General features: G+C 50.1%; 11 protein-coding genes. 7 read left to right on the forward strand and 4 right to left on the reverse strand.

The genetic code is table 11. The features are described from left to right. Positions 1-65: 65 nt before the first annotated feature. Together GK108_RS25295 and GK108_RS25300 are read right to left on the reverse strand one after the other, a co-directional pair. Positions 66-2,339: a TonB-dependent receptor gene (locus GK108_RS25295; RefSeq protein WP_163954371.1), complete on the reverse strand. Its 2,274-nt coding sequence runs from the start codon at positions 2,337-2,339 to the stop codon at positions 66-68. An 86-nt stretch (positions 2,340-2,425) separates the two neighbouring features. Next, complete coding sequence (locus tag GK108_RS25300) at positions 2,426-3,448, reverse strand: LacI family DNA-binding transcriptional regulator (RefSeq protein WP_163954372.1); 1,023 nt, start codon at positions 3,446-3,448, stop codon at positions 2,426-2,428. A 234-nt stretch (positions 3,449-3,682) separates the two neighbouring features. Between GK108_RS25300 and GK108_RS25305 the strand changes: the two genes are divergently transcribed. The 7 genes from GK108_RS25305 (at position 3,683) to GK108_RS31440 (ending at position 14,605) form a co-directional block, all read left to right on the forward strand. After that, positions 3,683-5,065 (forward strand): Gfo/Idh/MocA family protein, encoded by a 1,383-nt coding sequence (locus GK108_RS25305; protein ID WP_163954373.1) that lies wholly within the window; start codon positions 3,683-3,685, stop codon positions 5,063-5,065. Positions 5,066-5,327: 262 nt separating this feature from the next. Beyond that, complete coding sequence (locus tag GK108_RS25310) at positions 5,328-8,369, forward strand: SusC/RagA family TonB-linked outer membrane protein (RefSeq protein WP_163954374.1); 3,042 nt, start codon at positions 5,328-5,330, stop codon at positions 8,367-8,369. Between the two features lie 13 nt (positions 8,370-8,382). After that, positions 8,383-9,834, forward strand: coding sequence for a RagB/SusD family nutrient uptake outer membrane protein (locus GK108_RS25315; RefSeq protein WP_163954375.1), 1,452 nt, complete (start codon positions 8,383-8,385; stop codon positions 9,832-9,834). 74 nt (positions 9,835-9,908) lie between these two features. After that, entirely contained in the window at positions 9,909-11,228 is a 1,320-nt protein-coding gene (locus GK108_RS25320) for a DUF3472 domain-containing protein (RefSeq protein WP_246225168.1), read from the forward strand. Between the two features lie 340 nt (positions 11,229-11,568). Next, positions 11,569-12,684 (forward strand): GHMP family kinase ATP-binding protein, encoded by a 1,116-nt coding sequence (locus GK108_RS25325; RefSeq protein ID WP_163954376.1) that lies wholly within the window; start codon positions 11,569-11,571, stop codon positions 12,682-12,684. A 44-nt stretch (positions 12,685-12,728) separates the two neighbouring features. Continuing rightward, complete coding sequence (locus GK108_RS25330) at positions 12,729-14,264, forward strand: sulfatase family protein (RefSeq protein ID WP_163954377.1); 1,536 nt, start codon at positions 12,729-12,731, stop codon at positions 14,262-14,264. A gap of 206 nt (positions 14,265-14,470) precedes the next feature. Continuing rightward, positions 14,471-14,605, forward strand: a complete 135-nt coding sequence (locus tag GK108_RS31440) for a hypothetical protein (RefSeq protein ID WP_262887461.1) — start codon at positions 14,471-14,473, stop codon at positions 14,603-14,605. Between the two features lie 662 nt (positions 14,606-15,267). Here the strand turns inward: GK108_RS31440 and GK108_RS25335 are convergent. Both GK108_RS25335 and GK108_RS25340 read right to left on the reverse strand, forming a co-directional pair. Beyond that, entirely contained in the window at positions 15,268-15,747 is a 480-nt protein-coding gene (locus GK108_RS25335; protein WP_163954378.1) for a hypothetical protein, read from the reverse strand. 396 nt (positions 15,748-16,143) lie between these two features. Further along, on the reverse strand, positions 16,144-16,722 hold the full coding sequence (locus GK108_RS25340; protein WP_163954379.1) for a hypothetical protein: 579 nt from the start codon (positions 16,720-16,722) through the stop codon (positions 16,144-16,146). Positions 16,723-16,737: the final 15 nt, after the last annotated feature.

Consider the following 16,737-nt stretch of genomic DNA (forward strand, 5'->3'; position numbering starts at 1 on the left):
GAGTTTGAAATTACCAATTCCGTATTTCGTCCGTAACTATGTCGCGGACGAAATACGGACTGCTACTACCAGAAATAGGTTAGGCTCAGGCGGGCAAAGAACGGCGTACCGGGCGTAAAATGGATTTCATCGACGGGTGTCGATTCGTTCTGTAAACGGCTTTCGGTAGCAAACTGCGTTTCTTTCCAGCGCGTATTGAGCAGATTCTGGACCGATAGCCCCACGGTGTACTGCTTACGAGCATAATTCGCCTGCATGTCTGTCACAAAATACCCATTCGCAACGATTGAATTATCGTCATTTGCCGGGCGATTGGCAATATAGCGATACCGCAGCGAACCACTTAGCCCGTATTGGGTCTGAAGTGACAAGCCACCCGTCGACGTAAAGACCGGCGCCAGTGGCAGGTAGTTTTGGCCCCGTTCAGCGTCCAGCGCACGCGGCTTGGCCGTGTTCAGATCAACGTCGGCAAATAGATTGCGGGTCAGCTGATAGCGTACCGATACGTCGATGCCCTGCCGACGGGAGCGACCGCTGGGTTCAACAACGCCTTCGTCGCCCACATAGACAAACTCCTGCTGCATCCACAAATACCAGGCAGCTGCATTGATCAGCAGTTTAGGAAAAGGTTTAACAATAATTCCCAGATCAGACCCGTAAGCACCCGGCAAAATCTCTCGCCCGTTTTGCGCAGTAACCACACGGGCATCGTTCGAGTGAAATCCTTTACCCGTATTCAGATAAAGCTGAACACGCGGATTAAACGTGTAATACAGGTTCAGTTTGGGAGAAACAATAGCCTGGGTTACGTACTTTTTGGTGGCCGGGTTAGCCAGCAAATCTTCATACTGCGAACGAAAAAAATCGACGCGTAACCCCGCATTGACACTAAACCGGCTGGAAAGCTGTACGACCTCATCGGCATAGAGGGCAGCATTGAGTTCATTAATGTTTCCGTACTGAATCCGCTCCAGCGTTTCTACCCTATTTTTGGTGTGCGACAGTTCGGTCGGTCTGCCGCCAAGGCCCGGCGTTACGTCCTGCCGATACTGAGCCCCTACCGTAGTGATCCAGCTTGTTTTACCCAGGCTCGTTTGCGTGCTGTAACTGCCGTTGTAGCCAAACAGATTACGGCCTTCTTTCTGACGAATCTGATCGCCGTTCAGACTGTCGTTGAGGAAGAACGTAAAGTTTGAGTACAGTTCAAAGTTGTAATTGGCGTAATACAACTGATTCTTAATGATATGGTTACGAGCCGTTACGGTCACGAATTGCGCATTCAGGTTTGTCCGGCTGGTTTCTCCCCCTTCGGTGGGATCGATAGAACCAAACCAGCCAATCAGACCTGAATCAACGGCTCGGTCGGGAATCTGGCCGGAGTGATTCCATTTGCTCCAGAACGTAGAGCCGGTCAGCGTCAGATTAGTGTTATTGCCAATATGGCGATGGTATTTACCCATTACGTTTACCCGCTTGAAATGCTGCGGGTTATCGAAATAGGAATTGGAGTAAGAGTATTCAGAAGCCATATAAGCCGACTGGTTTTTCGCTTTCCCTTTTTCGCCCAGCAAATCAATACCGGCCACCGCCCGATACGTATCAAACTGCCCCGCTTCGAGTTTTACGAATGAGCGATCCAGTGCGGTACGTGTTCGAAAATCAACCCAGCCAGCCGTAGCCAGATTACCTTTGTCCGTAGTATAGGTACCCTTTTTAAAGTCTACCGCTTCGACCAGTTCAGGAATCACAAAATGCAAATCAGCATAACCCTGTCCGTGTGCATGCGAAACCATATTGACCGGCATCCCATCAACCGAAAGTCGGATGTCGGTACCATGATCCAGGTCGAAACCTCGCAAAAAAATCTGTTCGGCTTTACCGCCACCCGCGTGTTGCCCGATGAACAAACCCGGCACGAGCCGCAAAATTTCCTGCGAGTTGGTGATGGGCCGCAGTCTGATGTCCAGGCTGCTGATCAACTGCTGGTCGTGCGCCTTCTGCGCCGATACGGTCACGGTGTTCAGCGTTACGGGAGCAACGGTCAGGCTAGTCTGGATATAAACAGTCTGATCGTCGGCAATCACTACGTCCTGCACAAATGACGCATAGCCAACCGACGAAAATTCAACTTTGTAGGGCGATGCCACCAGATGATCGAACCGATAGCGACCCAAATCATCCGTTAGCGTAGCTTTACCCAGCCCAACTAGCTGGACCGTTACGTTACGTAGTGGCAGATGGGTGCTTTCGTCGATTACCCGCCCCGTGAGCGTTCCCAGATGGGCATAAGAAATTGTTGACAGTAAAAAGAGGAAACTAAAGAGGAGAGTTTGTTTCATTGAGTGTATTACCGATTGACCGGCCTTAATTGGCAACTCAAAATTACGGCCAGCAATACCAATTCTCAGGCCCCTCAGTCACTAATTTATAGATTCACCGTTTTCTCCTCTCGAATAACCAGTTCCGGTTCCAGCACTATTTTCTGTAGTTCAGCGCCATTCAACGTACCGTCGTTGATTTTCATCAAAATCTCGGCCGCCGTAAAGCCGATTTTGTAGGGGTGTTGCTCCACCGAAGCCAGCGGTGGGTATTCCAGATACGTAGTGAGCGGCAAATTCGCGAAACTGACGAACGAAATATCCTGATTGATGCGTTTACCCCGGCTTCGGCAAACCTGCATGGCATCGAGTGCTACGTAGTCATTAAAAGCCAGCACGGCATCCGGGCGGGCCGTATCCAGCAACTGATTCATTTTTTCGGTTATATCAGCCGTCGTTAAATCAACCCGCTTGATGAGTGAGTTTTCAACACTGAGCTTCGCTTCGATCAATGCTTTTATATACCCCCGATACCGTTCTTCACTGGCCACCAGCGGCTGTGGACCATTGAGCAGCGCAATCCGCTGGCAACCCCGCCTGGCCAGCCATTTGGTGGCTTCGAATGCCCCTTTTTCCATATTGCATTCGACCTGATGCGTATTGATTTTGGGCGGAATACGGTCGAGCAACACAATGGGAATACGCCGATCGAGTAGCCGCTGAATATGGCCAAACTGCTGCGATTCTTTAGCCACCGATAATAAAACCCCATCGACCTGATTGGATGCCAGCGTTTCAAGAATCTGTTTTTCGCGGTCGTAGCGGTCGTGCGATTGATACAATGCCACCGTAGAATGGGCCGCAAAGACGACTTCTTCAATACCGTTTACAACCTCCGAAAAGAAGTTTTCCCGAATCTCGGGCAACACAACTGCCACGATACCCGTACGCCCCTGCCGAAGATTACGGGCCGTAATACTAGGAAAGTACTGCAACTGCTCGGCCAGCTCATGAACCGCCTGTCGGGTCTGTACGCTAATGCGAGGGCTGTTCTGTAAGGCTCTCGATACGGTCGATGGCGATATATGTAATCGACGGGCAATTTCCTTTATCGTAATGGATTCTTTCATCGACGGGCAATTTAGCCAAATGTAATTGGCCATGTGTAGCCAAAAGATAACGAGAACGGTTATCTTAGACAAACGTTTGCACAACAGGAGACAAACGTTTGCGCACGCCAAAAATCGCTTTTTTTGCAGACATATTACGTTTGTTGCTTGACCCGGCTGAGCCAAACCGCTAATTTTCATTCAGTTTTTTCCAACAAGTGATACATTTTCCGTATCCTTCTACCGCTCTTACCAATGACAACCCGTCGCTCTTTTCTACGTACAGCCGCTTTGAGTACGGCCGCTGCCCCGTTTATGCCTTCTTTCTATACGACCAGTACGGCAGGCAATCTACGCGCTCCACTCAACAAAGTTCGTCTGGGCTTTATTGGCGTCGGTCTACGCGGACGCAGTCACGTTCAACAGGCGCTCTACCGGCCCGATGTTGACATTACGGCCATCTGCGATATTTCGGCGGATTCGATTGCCAAGACAAATGCGATGATCGAAAAAGCCGGACGCAAAGCACCCGTAGCGTATTCGAAAGGCGATGAAGCCTTTAAAGATATGCTGAAGCGCGACGATATCGACGGAGTGGTGATTGCCACGCCCTGGGAATGGCACGTACCAATGGCGGTTGCTACCATGAAAGCCGGGAAATACGCAGGCGTTGAAGTATCGGCCACCGTTACGTTAAAAGAATCGTGGGACCTGGTCGATACGTTCGAGAAAACCGGTTCGCACTGCATGATCCTGGAAAATGTCTGCTACCGTCGCGATGTGATGGCAATTCTGAACATGGTACGTCAGGGTATGTTTGGCGAAATGACCTATGCGCACTGTGGTTATGAACATGATCTGCGCAACATCAAATTCAACGATGGCAAAGGCCACGGTGTCGGGGCTGAATTTGGCAAAGGGGCTTATTCGGAAGCAAGCTGGCGCACACAGCACTCCGTTGATCGCAACGGCGATCTGTATCCAACCCACGGACTCGGCCCCGTAGCTCACTGGCTCAACATTAACCGGGGCAATCAGTTCGTTCGTCTAACCTCCATGGCTACCAAAAGCCGGGGTTTGCATAAATACGTAGTGGATAAAGGTGGTGCCAACCATCCCAATGCCAAGGTCAATTTTAAACTGGGCGACGTAGTAACGACGATGGTTGAATGCGCCAACGGCGAAAATATCATGATCATTCACGACACCAACTCACCCCGCCCCTACTCGCTCGGTTTCCGGGCACAGGGAACGCAGGGTATCTGGATGGATGATAACGATATGATTTACCTGGAAGACGCTAACGGCAAACCGCTCAGTCCGAAACCACACACCTGGGAGCCCTTTGCGCCGTATCAGGAAAAATACGATCACCCACTCTGGAAACAGCACTCCCAAACGGCCCAGAATGCGGGTCACGGCGGTATCGATTTCTTTGTGTTACGTGGCTTTATCGAATCGATCAAAAACCAGGTTGCTCCGCCGATGGATGTTTATGATGCAGCCGCCTGGAGTGCCATCAGCCCACTATCGGAAGAGAGCATTGCCAAAGGCAGCAAACCCATCGACATTCCCGATTTCACCCGTGGAAAATGGAAAACCAATAAGCCCATTTTCGGCCTGAACGACATCTATTAATTGCTAGGAAACTCCCCACAAAAGCAGTCAAACGCACGAAAAGACCAATCTGATTCTCATCCGCGATTATATACTCCCTCAACTACTATAATCGCGGACTCTAACTAAGCCAATTCTCCAAACTGCTGACAACACGGACAGAGACAGTCGTAAACTGGCCCTGGTAAGGCGTTTTGTGCCCAAACGAAACCAGCAAAAAAATACAACAAACTGATAATCAATAACAAAACTATCCTTTCCAGCTTATAAACCGATCACCAATATGCAACACACACTTCTATCAGCAAAGCAAATTATCCGCCAGTCGGTACGCTGGCTCTGGGGTCTTGGTCTGGTCTTACTGGCGGTATCCGCCCAGGCTCAGGGATCGGTATCCGCTCAGGCCCAGGGCTCAATAACCGTGAATGGAACAGTCTCGGATAAAGAAACCGGTAAAGGTCTGCCTGGTGTAAACGTCGTAGTGAAAGGTCTGACCCGCGGAACCGTTACTGATGGCGACGGGCGCTATCAGCTATCGGTTTCCGGAACCAATGCGGTGCTGGTATTCAGCTCCGTGGGGTACGTATCGCAGGACGTAACGGTTGGCGCCCAAACGGCAATCAACGTCCAATTGGCCAGCGACAACAAAAGCCTGAACGAAGTGGTTGTTCTGGGCTATACGACCACAACCCAGAAAAACCTGACGGGTTCAGCGCAGGCTGTATCAGCGAAGGAACTGAAGGACGTAACGGCCAACAACGTTGGCCAAATGCTTCAGGGTAAGGCAGCGGGTGTATTTGTCGGAAACAGTTCCGGCGATCCCCGAACCCCACCCAAAGTGTTGATCCGGGGTATTGGTACGTTGACGGCCAGCTCGGACCCGCTCTACGTAGTGGATGGCGTAATTGGCGGGATTCCCAACCCAAGCGATATTGAGTCGATTACAGTTCTGAAAGATGCCTCAGCCACAGCCTTATACGGTGCCCGTGCTTCTAACGGGGTTATTGTGGTGACAACCCGCCGGGGAACGGCTGGCAAAACCCAACTGAGTGCCCGTTTCAACAAAGGCGTCGGCTATCTGAGTCTGGGGAACTTTCGGCTGACGAATGGTCAGGAATTATATGATCTGCAAAAAGCGGTCTTCCAGCGCGACCGTCCAACGGGTGTGCTGAACGATTACCTGCCAACCCCAGAAGCCAATGCCAACACAAACTGGTTCGACATCGCATTCCGGCCAGCTACCAATACGCTGGCAGAGGTAAGCGCGTCGGGTGGCAGCGATAAAACCCGTTTTTTTCTGAGTGGTAACTATTATCAGGAAGACGGTATTCTGAAAGGTACGGGCCTGAACCGGTTTGGCCTGCGGCTCAATTTCAGCCATAACGTGAGCGATAAGTTCCGGGTCAGCATGAATACGGCGGGTACACTCACACGCGGCATTGACAACAGCAACGGCTCACTGTACGGAGCTTATACGTACCTTCCCTACGATGATCCATACTACAATGGTGTGCCTTACAACCCCATAACAGGCGCTAAAAAATGGTATGGACGCGACAATGCCAACTTCGTCTACAACCAGCAATTCAATACGTTCAAGGAAAACACGCTGGCGGGCGATGTGCTGCTGAAAGCCGAATACGACCTGCTGCCCTGGCTCTCGTTCTCAACCACCAACCGGGGGCAAACAACCGTATATGGCAGCGAGAGCAGTCAGGATCTGCGCGGCAACGCAGCCGCTGACGTACTGGGTCGACTGTCCAATTATAACAGTCGTATTTATACGTTGCTGACATCCAATCTGTTCAAGTTTCGGCACAGCTTTGGTGAGGGTCATAGCCTCGACGGGCTAGCCGGGTATGAGTACCAGACAAATTATTTCCAATCGCTGAGTGCCACGGGTAAAGGAATTTTCTCCGGCCTGAATATTCTGGATGCTACGTCACAGCCCGAGAGCATCGGCGGCAACAAGATGGATAATGCGTTTCAGTCGTATCTGATGCAGGCTAATTATGGGTACAAGGAGAAATACCTGTTCACTACGTCGTTCCGGCGTGATGGCTCATCGAAGTTCGGACGTAACCGGCGTTATGGCAATTTTTACGCCGTGGGGCTGACCTGGATTGCCTCTAACGAAGCCTTCCTGAACAACAATACAACGCTGAACAACCTCAAATTCCGGCTCAGCTACGGTACTACGGGTAGCGCCAGTGGTATGAATGGGTATCGGGTCGACGGTACGTTTGATGGTGGTGTTAGCGACTACGCATCGCAGGGGCTATATAGCCTGACGGGGCAGTATGCCGGAATACCGTCGGCTACGCCCGTCCGTATCGAAAATCCAGATTTATCGTGGGAGGTGTCCAACAATGCCAACATCGGGGTCGACGCTACGTTGTGGAATCGGCTCAACGTATCGGTCGATGCCTACAACCGGCTGACGAACGACCTGCTGTTCAACCGACCGTTGCAGGGCACCAGCGGCTATGCATCCATTACTGAAAACGTGGGGGCCGTTCGAAACCAGGGACTTGAGATTGTCTTATCAGCTGATATCCTGCAAAACACGCCCTTAAAATGGCGGGCCGAACTAAACGCTGGCCTGAATCGCAATAAAGTTACGGCTCTGTACGGCGACCGGACGTTTGTGGCTAACAACATGCGCCCCTTCGCGCTGGATATGCCACTCAATAGCTGGTATATGCGTCGTTGGGAAGGGGTTGACCCGGCCACTGGCGACCCGCTCTGGCAGAAAGTTAACGCCGACGGTACCACCACAACCACCAATAACTACAACGAAGCTACCCTGCAGTTTATCGGCAGCAATGCCAACCCTAAACTGTTCGGTGGTATTCGTCAGGTGTTGAGCTGGAAAGGACTGGAACTGAACGTCTTTTTCACCTACGCAGCCGGAGCCACCATCTATAACGGCGACCGCAACCTGTTCGACAACGACGGTGCCTACGACCGGTATAACCTACTGGCGCTGCAATCGGGCTGGAGCCGCTGGGAAAAAGCGGGCGACGTGGCCACTCATCCGAAATACGTAATTGGTGGTAACAAAAATTCGCAACGCCCCTCATCGCGCTTCCTCGAAAATGGCAATTATCTCCGTTTGCGGAATATTACGCTGAACTACGATCTGCCTAAATCGCTGCTGAACCGCGCCAAACTCAACGGTGTCCGGCTGTCGGCCTCAGCCGATAACCTGTTTACGATCACCAAATTTTCGGGTATCGATCCCGACGTAACGGAGACTGGCGAAGTCGGCACGAAATATCCGTTCAGCAAGAAATTTGTCTTTGGCGTTCAACTCAATTTCTAAGCAACACCAATCCATGAAAGCTTTATTTTCCCGTTATACACTGCTGGGGCTGGTTTTTCTGACATCGGCCTGTAGCATCGACAAAAAACCGTACAATGGTCTGCCCGAAGACGCTATCCTGCAAAACGCGCAGGGCCTACGAGCCGCCACGGATGGCAATTATACATTCATTAAGGATGCCGACTACACCCGCAATCTGTTTCAGATCAACGAGTTCCCCGGCGACAACGTAACGCTGAGCGGAACAACGACCGACCCGCTCTTTCTGACGTATACGTATCGACATACTTCCGATCAGGGCAATGCGCTGGCGTTTTACCGAAAAGGCTATCAGGTCATTATCGGCTGTAACAAAGTAATTGGCGCCGTTAAAGAAGGTACGTCGAAAGAAATGGACCAGATTCTGGGCGAAAACCTATTTTTACGGGCCATGGTGCATTTCGATCTGGTACGCATTTTCGGGCGGCCTTACACGCAGAGCCCGGAAACAAACTCGGGGATCATCATCAAAACAGATACCAAAGCCGACGATAATGCCAGCCGCGCTAGCGTGAAAGAAGTGTATGCCTTTGTGGTCAGTGAACTCCAGCGGGCCGCCAAACTCATGACTACGGTACGTACCAACAGCTACGCCAGTGCAACAGCCGCCAACGCCCTGCTCTCGCGGGTATATCTCTACATGAACGACAATGCCAACGCTATCACCTACGCAAATCTGGTCATTGCCGACAGCCGTTATGCGCTCGCTACGTCGACGCAGGTACCCGATTTTTATACTGTCGAAAATGAACAGAACCGGGAAGTGATCTACGCGATCAAACATACGTTGAAAGACGACCGCACCTGGAGTGCGATTGGCTCTATGTATTACACCTCGCCGGGTGGTGTGGGCTGGGGCGAAATTTATGCCTCGCAGGAATACCAGGATCTGATCAACAAATTCCCGAACGACAAACGCCGGTCGTTTCTGGTCAGAAAGCTGACCTCAACCGGCGCGCAGGAAAAACGAAATGGCATCGATAAAGTGTACATTACCAAATTCTCGAACCAGGGAGGTATTGCTACGTTAAGTTCGCCTATCGTGCTACGTTTATCGGAGATGTACCTGAACCGGGCCGAAGCGTACGCCAAAACCGGCGAAACTGAAAAAGCGATTGCCGACGTAAACCTGATTCGGCAACGGGCTGGTCTGACCGGTACCGAACTCTACACCACTACCGACCTGAAAGGACTGCCAACCGTGCTGGACGTAGTGCTTCAGGAGCGTAGACTCGAACTGGCTTTTGAAGGCCACCGCCCTTACGATTTGTTCCGCAACAACCGGAGTCTGGTTCGGAATTATCCGGGTTATCATAACACGACCGACGGCAAGCAAACCGTTCCGCCCGACGACAAACAGGTTGTCCATCTGATTCCTGAATCGGAGATTGTGCTTAACAAAAACCTGAAACAGAACCCATTGTAACTTGTATCTTGCCCGGATGTGCTGTCGGTTATTGTTGACCGGCAGCACTAATCCGTTACGTTATTTTTTCGCCTATGCCCATGACCGTCTTAAGCTGGATACAAGCCCTGATTTTACTCATTCTTGCCTGCCAGAAAGAGCCTGTGCCTTCCGAAACGCCCATCACGCACGCAGCAGACGTAGTGCGCGTGCCGATTGGCGGCAACAGCTGGATTACGAAGTCGTCGGAACGAACAGCCGCTATTACGAAAGAAGGCTTAACAAACTGGTCGGCTACAGACAGTAAGATCACTACGTATGTTCGATTCGGTAAAGCAGGCACGATAAACCTGTCTATTCAACTGCGCGTACCGGACGGCAAAAGTCGCCTTCGCCTTACGCTACAGGGAAAATCGAAAGAGCTTGACGTGCAAGGTGCTACGTTGACGGAGTATGAGCTGGGCCAGTGGCCAATTCAGAAAGCGGGGTATGCTCAACTGGTTCTGGAAGGGCTATCTAAAACTGGTGCTACGTTTGCCGAGGTAACGGATTTTGGCCTCAGTGGCGAAGCGGTTGATGACAACATGGCTTTTGTGCGAAACAACGACGGCAATTTCTTTTACTGGGGTCGCCGGGGGCCATCGGTTCATCTGCGCTATCCCATTCCCGATGGTGTCGAAACAGAGTGGTTTTATAACGAAGTAACGGTCCCACCCGGCAACGATGTAATCGGTTCGTATTATATGGCCAACGGTTTTGGCGAGGGCTATTTCGGTATGCAGGTCAACTCGGCTACAGAACGGCGGATCTTGTTTTCGGTATGGAGTCCGTTCCAGACCGATGACCCCAGCAAAATTCCGGCCGATCAGAAAATTCTGCTCGATCGAAAAGGTAACAACGTAGTGACCAACGATTTTGGCAACGAAGGATCTGGCGGTCAGAGTTACCTGCGCTATAACTGGAAAGCCGGGCAAACGTATCAGTTTTTGCTACGTGGTCGGCCGGTCGAGAATGGGTACACTATGTATACGGCTTATTTTAAAGCAATCAACGAAACCAACTGGCAGCTTATCGCTAGTTTCCGGCGCCCCAAAACCACTACGTATCTGAAATCACTGTATTCGTTTCTGGAAAATTTCATCTCCGAAACGGGCAACGTCCAGCGCGAAGTCGAATTCTCGAATCAATGGATACGTAGCCGGGAAGGGAAGTGGTATGAGCTAACAAACGCCCAGTTTACGGGCGATAACACGGCTCGTAAATCGTATCGGATGGATTATGCGGGCGGTCTGAACGGTCAGCGTTTTTTTCTACGTAACTGCGGCTTTTTCGATACGTATACGCCCTTAAAATCCGATTTCACCCGGCCTGCCTTACGGAAAATACCCCGTATCGGGCTGGAATCGCTGCCTTAACTGGCGCTTATTCCGCAGAGGTCGAGAGGAACGGCGTTCAGCAATAACGAGTCCAATATAATTACGATAAATACATAGGTTAGGTCATGTATGGCGCGGCTGAACCTTTTATAGCCGCGTCATCATTGTTAACGTATGCTTACTGCCGTTATGCAACAGTCTTTACAGTTGGTATTATTACAATTCTTTACAGACTAAAATCTTGTTAAATCAGTAACCCAGGGTCACTAGTCATATGACTTTGACATAATTTAGTACAAACATAAAAGGTAGCCTAGCGCGAACAGCTTCTTTTAACGAATACGATTAGGTTCGTGATACGTTACGCTTTCCTTATTACATGAACAACGCTGTCACCGTTTCTACACCCGGCCGTATTTGCCTGTTTGGCGAGCATCAGGATTATCTGGGCCTACCCGTTATTGCTTCGGCTATATCCTGCCGAATCCAGATCGCAGCCGAACGTATCGCCGACAACTATATCCATCTGAATCTACCGGACATTGGTAGCCAGGAGCAATTTAGTCTCAGTCAGTTGCCGCTAGCGTATCAGCACGATCGTGATTATTTCCGTAGTGCGATCAACGTATTGATCCGGAATGGTTTTCAGTTTAGCGGGGGCATTGATGGTGAGGTGCAGGGACGAATTCCTATTAATGCCGGTACGTCGAGTTCGTCGGCGTTGCTCATTACGTGGCTCAATGTGCTGACTCAACTGGCCGACAACGCAAAAACGCTGGACCCGAAACAATTAGCCGAACTGGCTTACCAGGCCGAGGTACTCGAATTTGGCGAACCGGGTGGTATGATGGATCATTATTCGACGGCCGTTGGCGGTGTCATTTACCTCGAATCGCAGCCTGCTATCCATCTCGAAACGTATCATCCGCCACTGGGTACGTTTGTGCTCGGCAACTCACAGGAACCTAAAGACACCATCGGGATTCTGGGCCGGGTAAAACATGGTATGCTACGGATCGCCAGACAGCTTACGGAGCTGAACCCCGATTTTTCGCTGCATAAGACGGACATAACCGCCATCACGGAATACAAAGACGTACTGACCAAGGACGATTACATTCTGCTGAAAGGTACGCTATCCAACCGCGACATTCTGCGGGAGGCTTTAACACTCATCCAGACCTCCGCTACTGGATCGTTCGATCACGGTCAATTTGGCCGACTTCTGACTGATCATCAGGCTAATCTGCGGGATGCTCAGCAGATTTCGACCCCCAAGATAAATCGAATGATAGAAGCGTCGCTGAACGCGGGTGCATTGGGCGGTAAAATCAATGGGTCGGGGGGCGGTGGCTGTATGTTTGCCTATGCTCCCGACAACGCTGAGAAGGTAGCCGAAGCCATCGAACGCGAGGGCGGTCGGGCCTACATTGTTTCTGTCGATGTGGGCACTACGTCAGAAGCTCATCCTTCGTTTAACCCAATAGCTAGTTAGCCTATTTACGTCTAATTGCCCAGTCGGGAATCTGGGTCTGCCTGATGAACAAACTGCTCATACTGGGTCTACTGCTCGCAAGTGCCACTACCCTGGCCCAAACCGCCCAGCGCCCAAACGTAGTACTCATTTATGCCGACGACATCGGTTACGGTGATCTGAGCTGTTATGGCACCTCAGCCGTTAAAACGCCCAATGTCGACCGGTTGGCCAGTCAGGGATTGCGGTTTAAACATGCCTACGCTACGTCGGCGACCTGCACGCCCTCCCGCTATTCGCTGATGACGGGCGAGTATGCCTGGCGCCAGAAAGGAACGGGTATTGCCCCCGGTAATGCGTCGCTCATCATCAAACCTGGACGTAGCACGTTGCCGGGGGTTTTTAAGGCGGCAGGCTATCAGACGGCCGCTATTGGCAAATGGCATCTGGGGCTGGGTGGCCCCGAAGGACCCGATTGGAATGGTGAGCTGAAACCCGGCCCGATGGAAGTTGGGTTTACCCACAACTACATTATGGCGGCTACCGGCGACCGGGTTCCGTGTGTGTACGTCGAAGACCATCGCGTGGTTAATCTCGATCCAAACGATCCGATTCAGGTTGACTACAAACAAAAAATTGGCGACTGGCCAACCGGGCGAGAGAACCCGGACAAGCTAAAGATGAAGCATTCGCATGGGCATGATATGACCATCGTGAATGGCGTGGGACGTATCGGCTGGATGACCGGCGGAAAAGCAGCCCTCTGGAAAGACGAAGACATGGCCGATGTATTCACCCGCCAGGCGGTAAAATTCATTGAAGCCAATCAGAAAAACCGACCATCCACCAGCCCGTTTTTCCTGTATTTCGCTACCCACGACGTTCACGTACCACGCATACCCCACCCCCGATTTGTTGGTAAAAGTGGGTTGGGCCCTCGTGGCGATGCCCTGCTTGAGTTTGACTGGGAAGTGGGCGAAATTCTGAAAACGCTGGATCGGTTAGGATTGACCGACAACACCATCGTTCTATTGTCGAGCGACAACGGACCGGTGGTTGACGACGGTTATCAGGATCAGGCGGTTGAGAAGTTGGGTACTCATAAACCCGCTGGTCCGCTACGGGGTGGTAAGTACAGTGCGTTTGAAGCCGGAACACGGGTGCCGCTACTGGTGCGCTGGCCCAAACACGTAAAACCGGGCATTTCCGAAACTCCCGTCAGTCAGGTCGATTTCCTGGCCGATTTTGCTACGTTGCTGGGTCAGTCCTACAACCATGCCGACGCTCCCGACAGTGAGAATCAACTCAATGCCTTGCTTGGCCGCGATCCGGTTGGCCGGTCGGTGATTGTCGAACATGCCGGTACGTTATCGATTGTGCAGGGAAACGCTGGCGAAGGCCGCTGGAAATACATCGAACCCAGCCAGGGAGCTGCCCGTTCCAACGAAACAAACACTGAACTTGGCAATAATCCCAAACCACAACTCTACAACCTGACCAGCGATGTCGAAGAAAAACAAAACGTAGCCGACCAACACCCCGACCGCGTTCGGCAGATGCAGCAGCTACTGGACAGGATTCGGAATAAAGAAACGCAGTAAAGCCAATGTTTTTCTGGCGTCCGGGGGCAGTATTATGCTGGGGAGTTGTGCAGAAACGAGGCATACCACCTCGATAATACATTTATATCACTAGCGGGCAACGTCGATTTAGGTCACGTAGGCTCTTTGCATGAATAAATCCTCACTGATAAAGAGAATAATCGTCTGACTGGTGAATTCGCGAATAAACTATCCACCCAACACCAATGAGAGTTGATGGACAACTCGCTACGTCCCTGAACACGGCCAAGCACCCACCTTTACACCTTTGCTCACGTTGGGTGCCGCTCAGGCTAGCCGGGCAGTTTCCTATCCGAAGTGAGTGGACCCCGCAGAGCTAATCAAACTCACTAAAAAATAAAGCGTAAACTAAGGCACCCACCCAGCTTAGGCCCACACAAAGAGAAACGATTGCTGGAAGAGCGGCCCTGTTTTGTCGCCACATTTTGATGCCCAGCAAAACCAACAGGGGGCTGGATAGCGTAAGGGCAAACAGGTTGCTAAGTTGAAAAAACGGAAAAGGGATGAAGTCATTGCCGAAGCCAGAATAACAAATGGCAATCGGTAAACTTAAGGCTACAAACCATAGCCAAAATTGCTTTTGGGTCATACTGTGCGGCTCAACAATGAGTAAGGGAATAAGTTAGTTAGCCATTCTATGACCACCAAACAAGTATAGGATTCATTACTGAAGCTGAATGCATTTGCTCAGTTACGTTGCTACGCTTTCATCTACATTTTGTCAACAGGCACGTGGCAAACCGGCAAAGAGCGTTCACCATCAATTCGTTATCCTGTCGCCGGATACGTGAAATACTCACTTGCATGAACGGGCCACCCAAGGACCACAGGGGTTGATGGATGATGAAAAAACTACGCTGAACGCGAACGACTTGCAACCTTTACACCCTGTTTGGTTGGGCTGAAAACTCTCCCTCGAGACGTACGTACTGTCGCCCGCCAAGTTGCCTAATATTGACACAACTGATTAGTGCTTTGTTGATTACCAACCGTTTTGAGATTTGAATTTTTCGTACTCTTCCCGGCTTTGCATATAAAACAACATAAAATCATCTAAACTCAATTTAGTCGCTCGGTTGCCCATATCCTTGCGAATCAACTTTATTAATTCGTAATAGTCTTTAAACTGTTTTGTTGGGTTATCATGACTATTTAAATCCAAAAGCCATTTTGTAAATCCTCTGAATATTTCATCGGGTGCGTACAAATACATATCTCGTTTGATGGCAATCAACCTTTTCATTAAATCCTGTTGAGATATGTTTTCGCCTGTTTTTTCCGACATTGATACGTCGAAAAATATGTACAATAATTCAGAGTACATTTTATATTTCTTGTCAGAGAGCTGATTCTCAACAATTTTCAGACGCTCTGTTCTACGCTGTAAAATGACGACTAATACAGCACTACTAAAAGCAAAAATTATGGTTAGTAAAGTGTTAATCGATAAGTCATATTTCATTACCTACAACAGATTTTCTTTTATCAATCGAAACTTGCCTGACTAGCTAAAAGCCTGCTTATCGGGACGTACGGCCTGTCGCACACGACGTCACAAACTCACTTTTTTGGCTACCCTCAGCGGGGCGTTTGTCTTGTCGCAGGGAAGCTGGCAAACGAATTTGTAAACCACCCTGCCTGTCGATCCGTACGGTCTGTCGCCGAGAAGCTGACACTCACGCTTTTACTTTTTGCTTTTGCACCCAACACCCATGAGGGGTGATGGCTGATAATGCTACGTCATAAACTGCAACAGCTTCCAACATTTACACCCTCGTTTGGTTGGGCTGCAAACCCTCCTGCGGGACGCGCTTCCTGTCGACGGGGAGTTACCCTACGCGGAGCGAACACAAATACACTACCACTGAGCAAATTCGTGAAATTGAACAGTCACCTCGGTTAACGACTGCTCATATTCTTTGACCTCTTTATAAACTTCTTCAGTAATATCCTTTCCCGTATACCAAATGTCATCAGAGGAACGGTAAACTCCCCCTGTCAACTTAGCTAAGACTGCACCTGTCAAACAAGCAAAGCGAAACTCAAAACTATCTTCTGCGTTAAAAACACAAGACACCACTTTTTTACAATCCGTTAAAAGGTCTTCAATCTCTGGCTCTGCGAATGCCATTTCGGACCCCTTTCTACCAAGCAATTTCTGAAAAAAAGTAGGTTTAGGAACAAGTTTCTGTTTCTCTGATTGGAGATCAAAATTGTCAACGTATAACTCAAACCCACTTTTAAGCACCTTGCCTTTCAAACTATTGAGATGCGTATCAGTGAGGCTAAATTTAAAGGGTAAAAACCCTTGTTCCTCTTGAAATGAGAAATTGGGGTAACCCTCAACACTCATATCAAAATCGTTCAAGCGTTTCACTATTTTCGGAATGAGATCATCCGATAAAAATTGAGTGTAAACGCTAATTGTTAAACTCATAGAATATTGGTTGTA

It is taken from the genome of Spirosoma terrae, assembly GCF_010435915.1.
Classification (GTDB): Bacteria; Bacteroidota; Bacteroidia; order Cytophagales; family Spirosomataceae; genus Spirosoma; species Spirosoma terrae.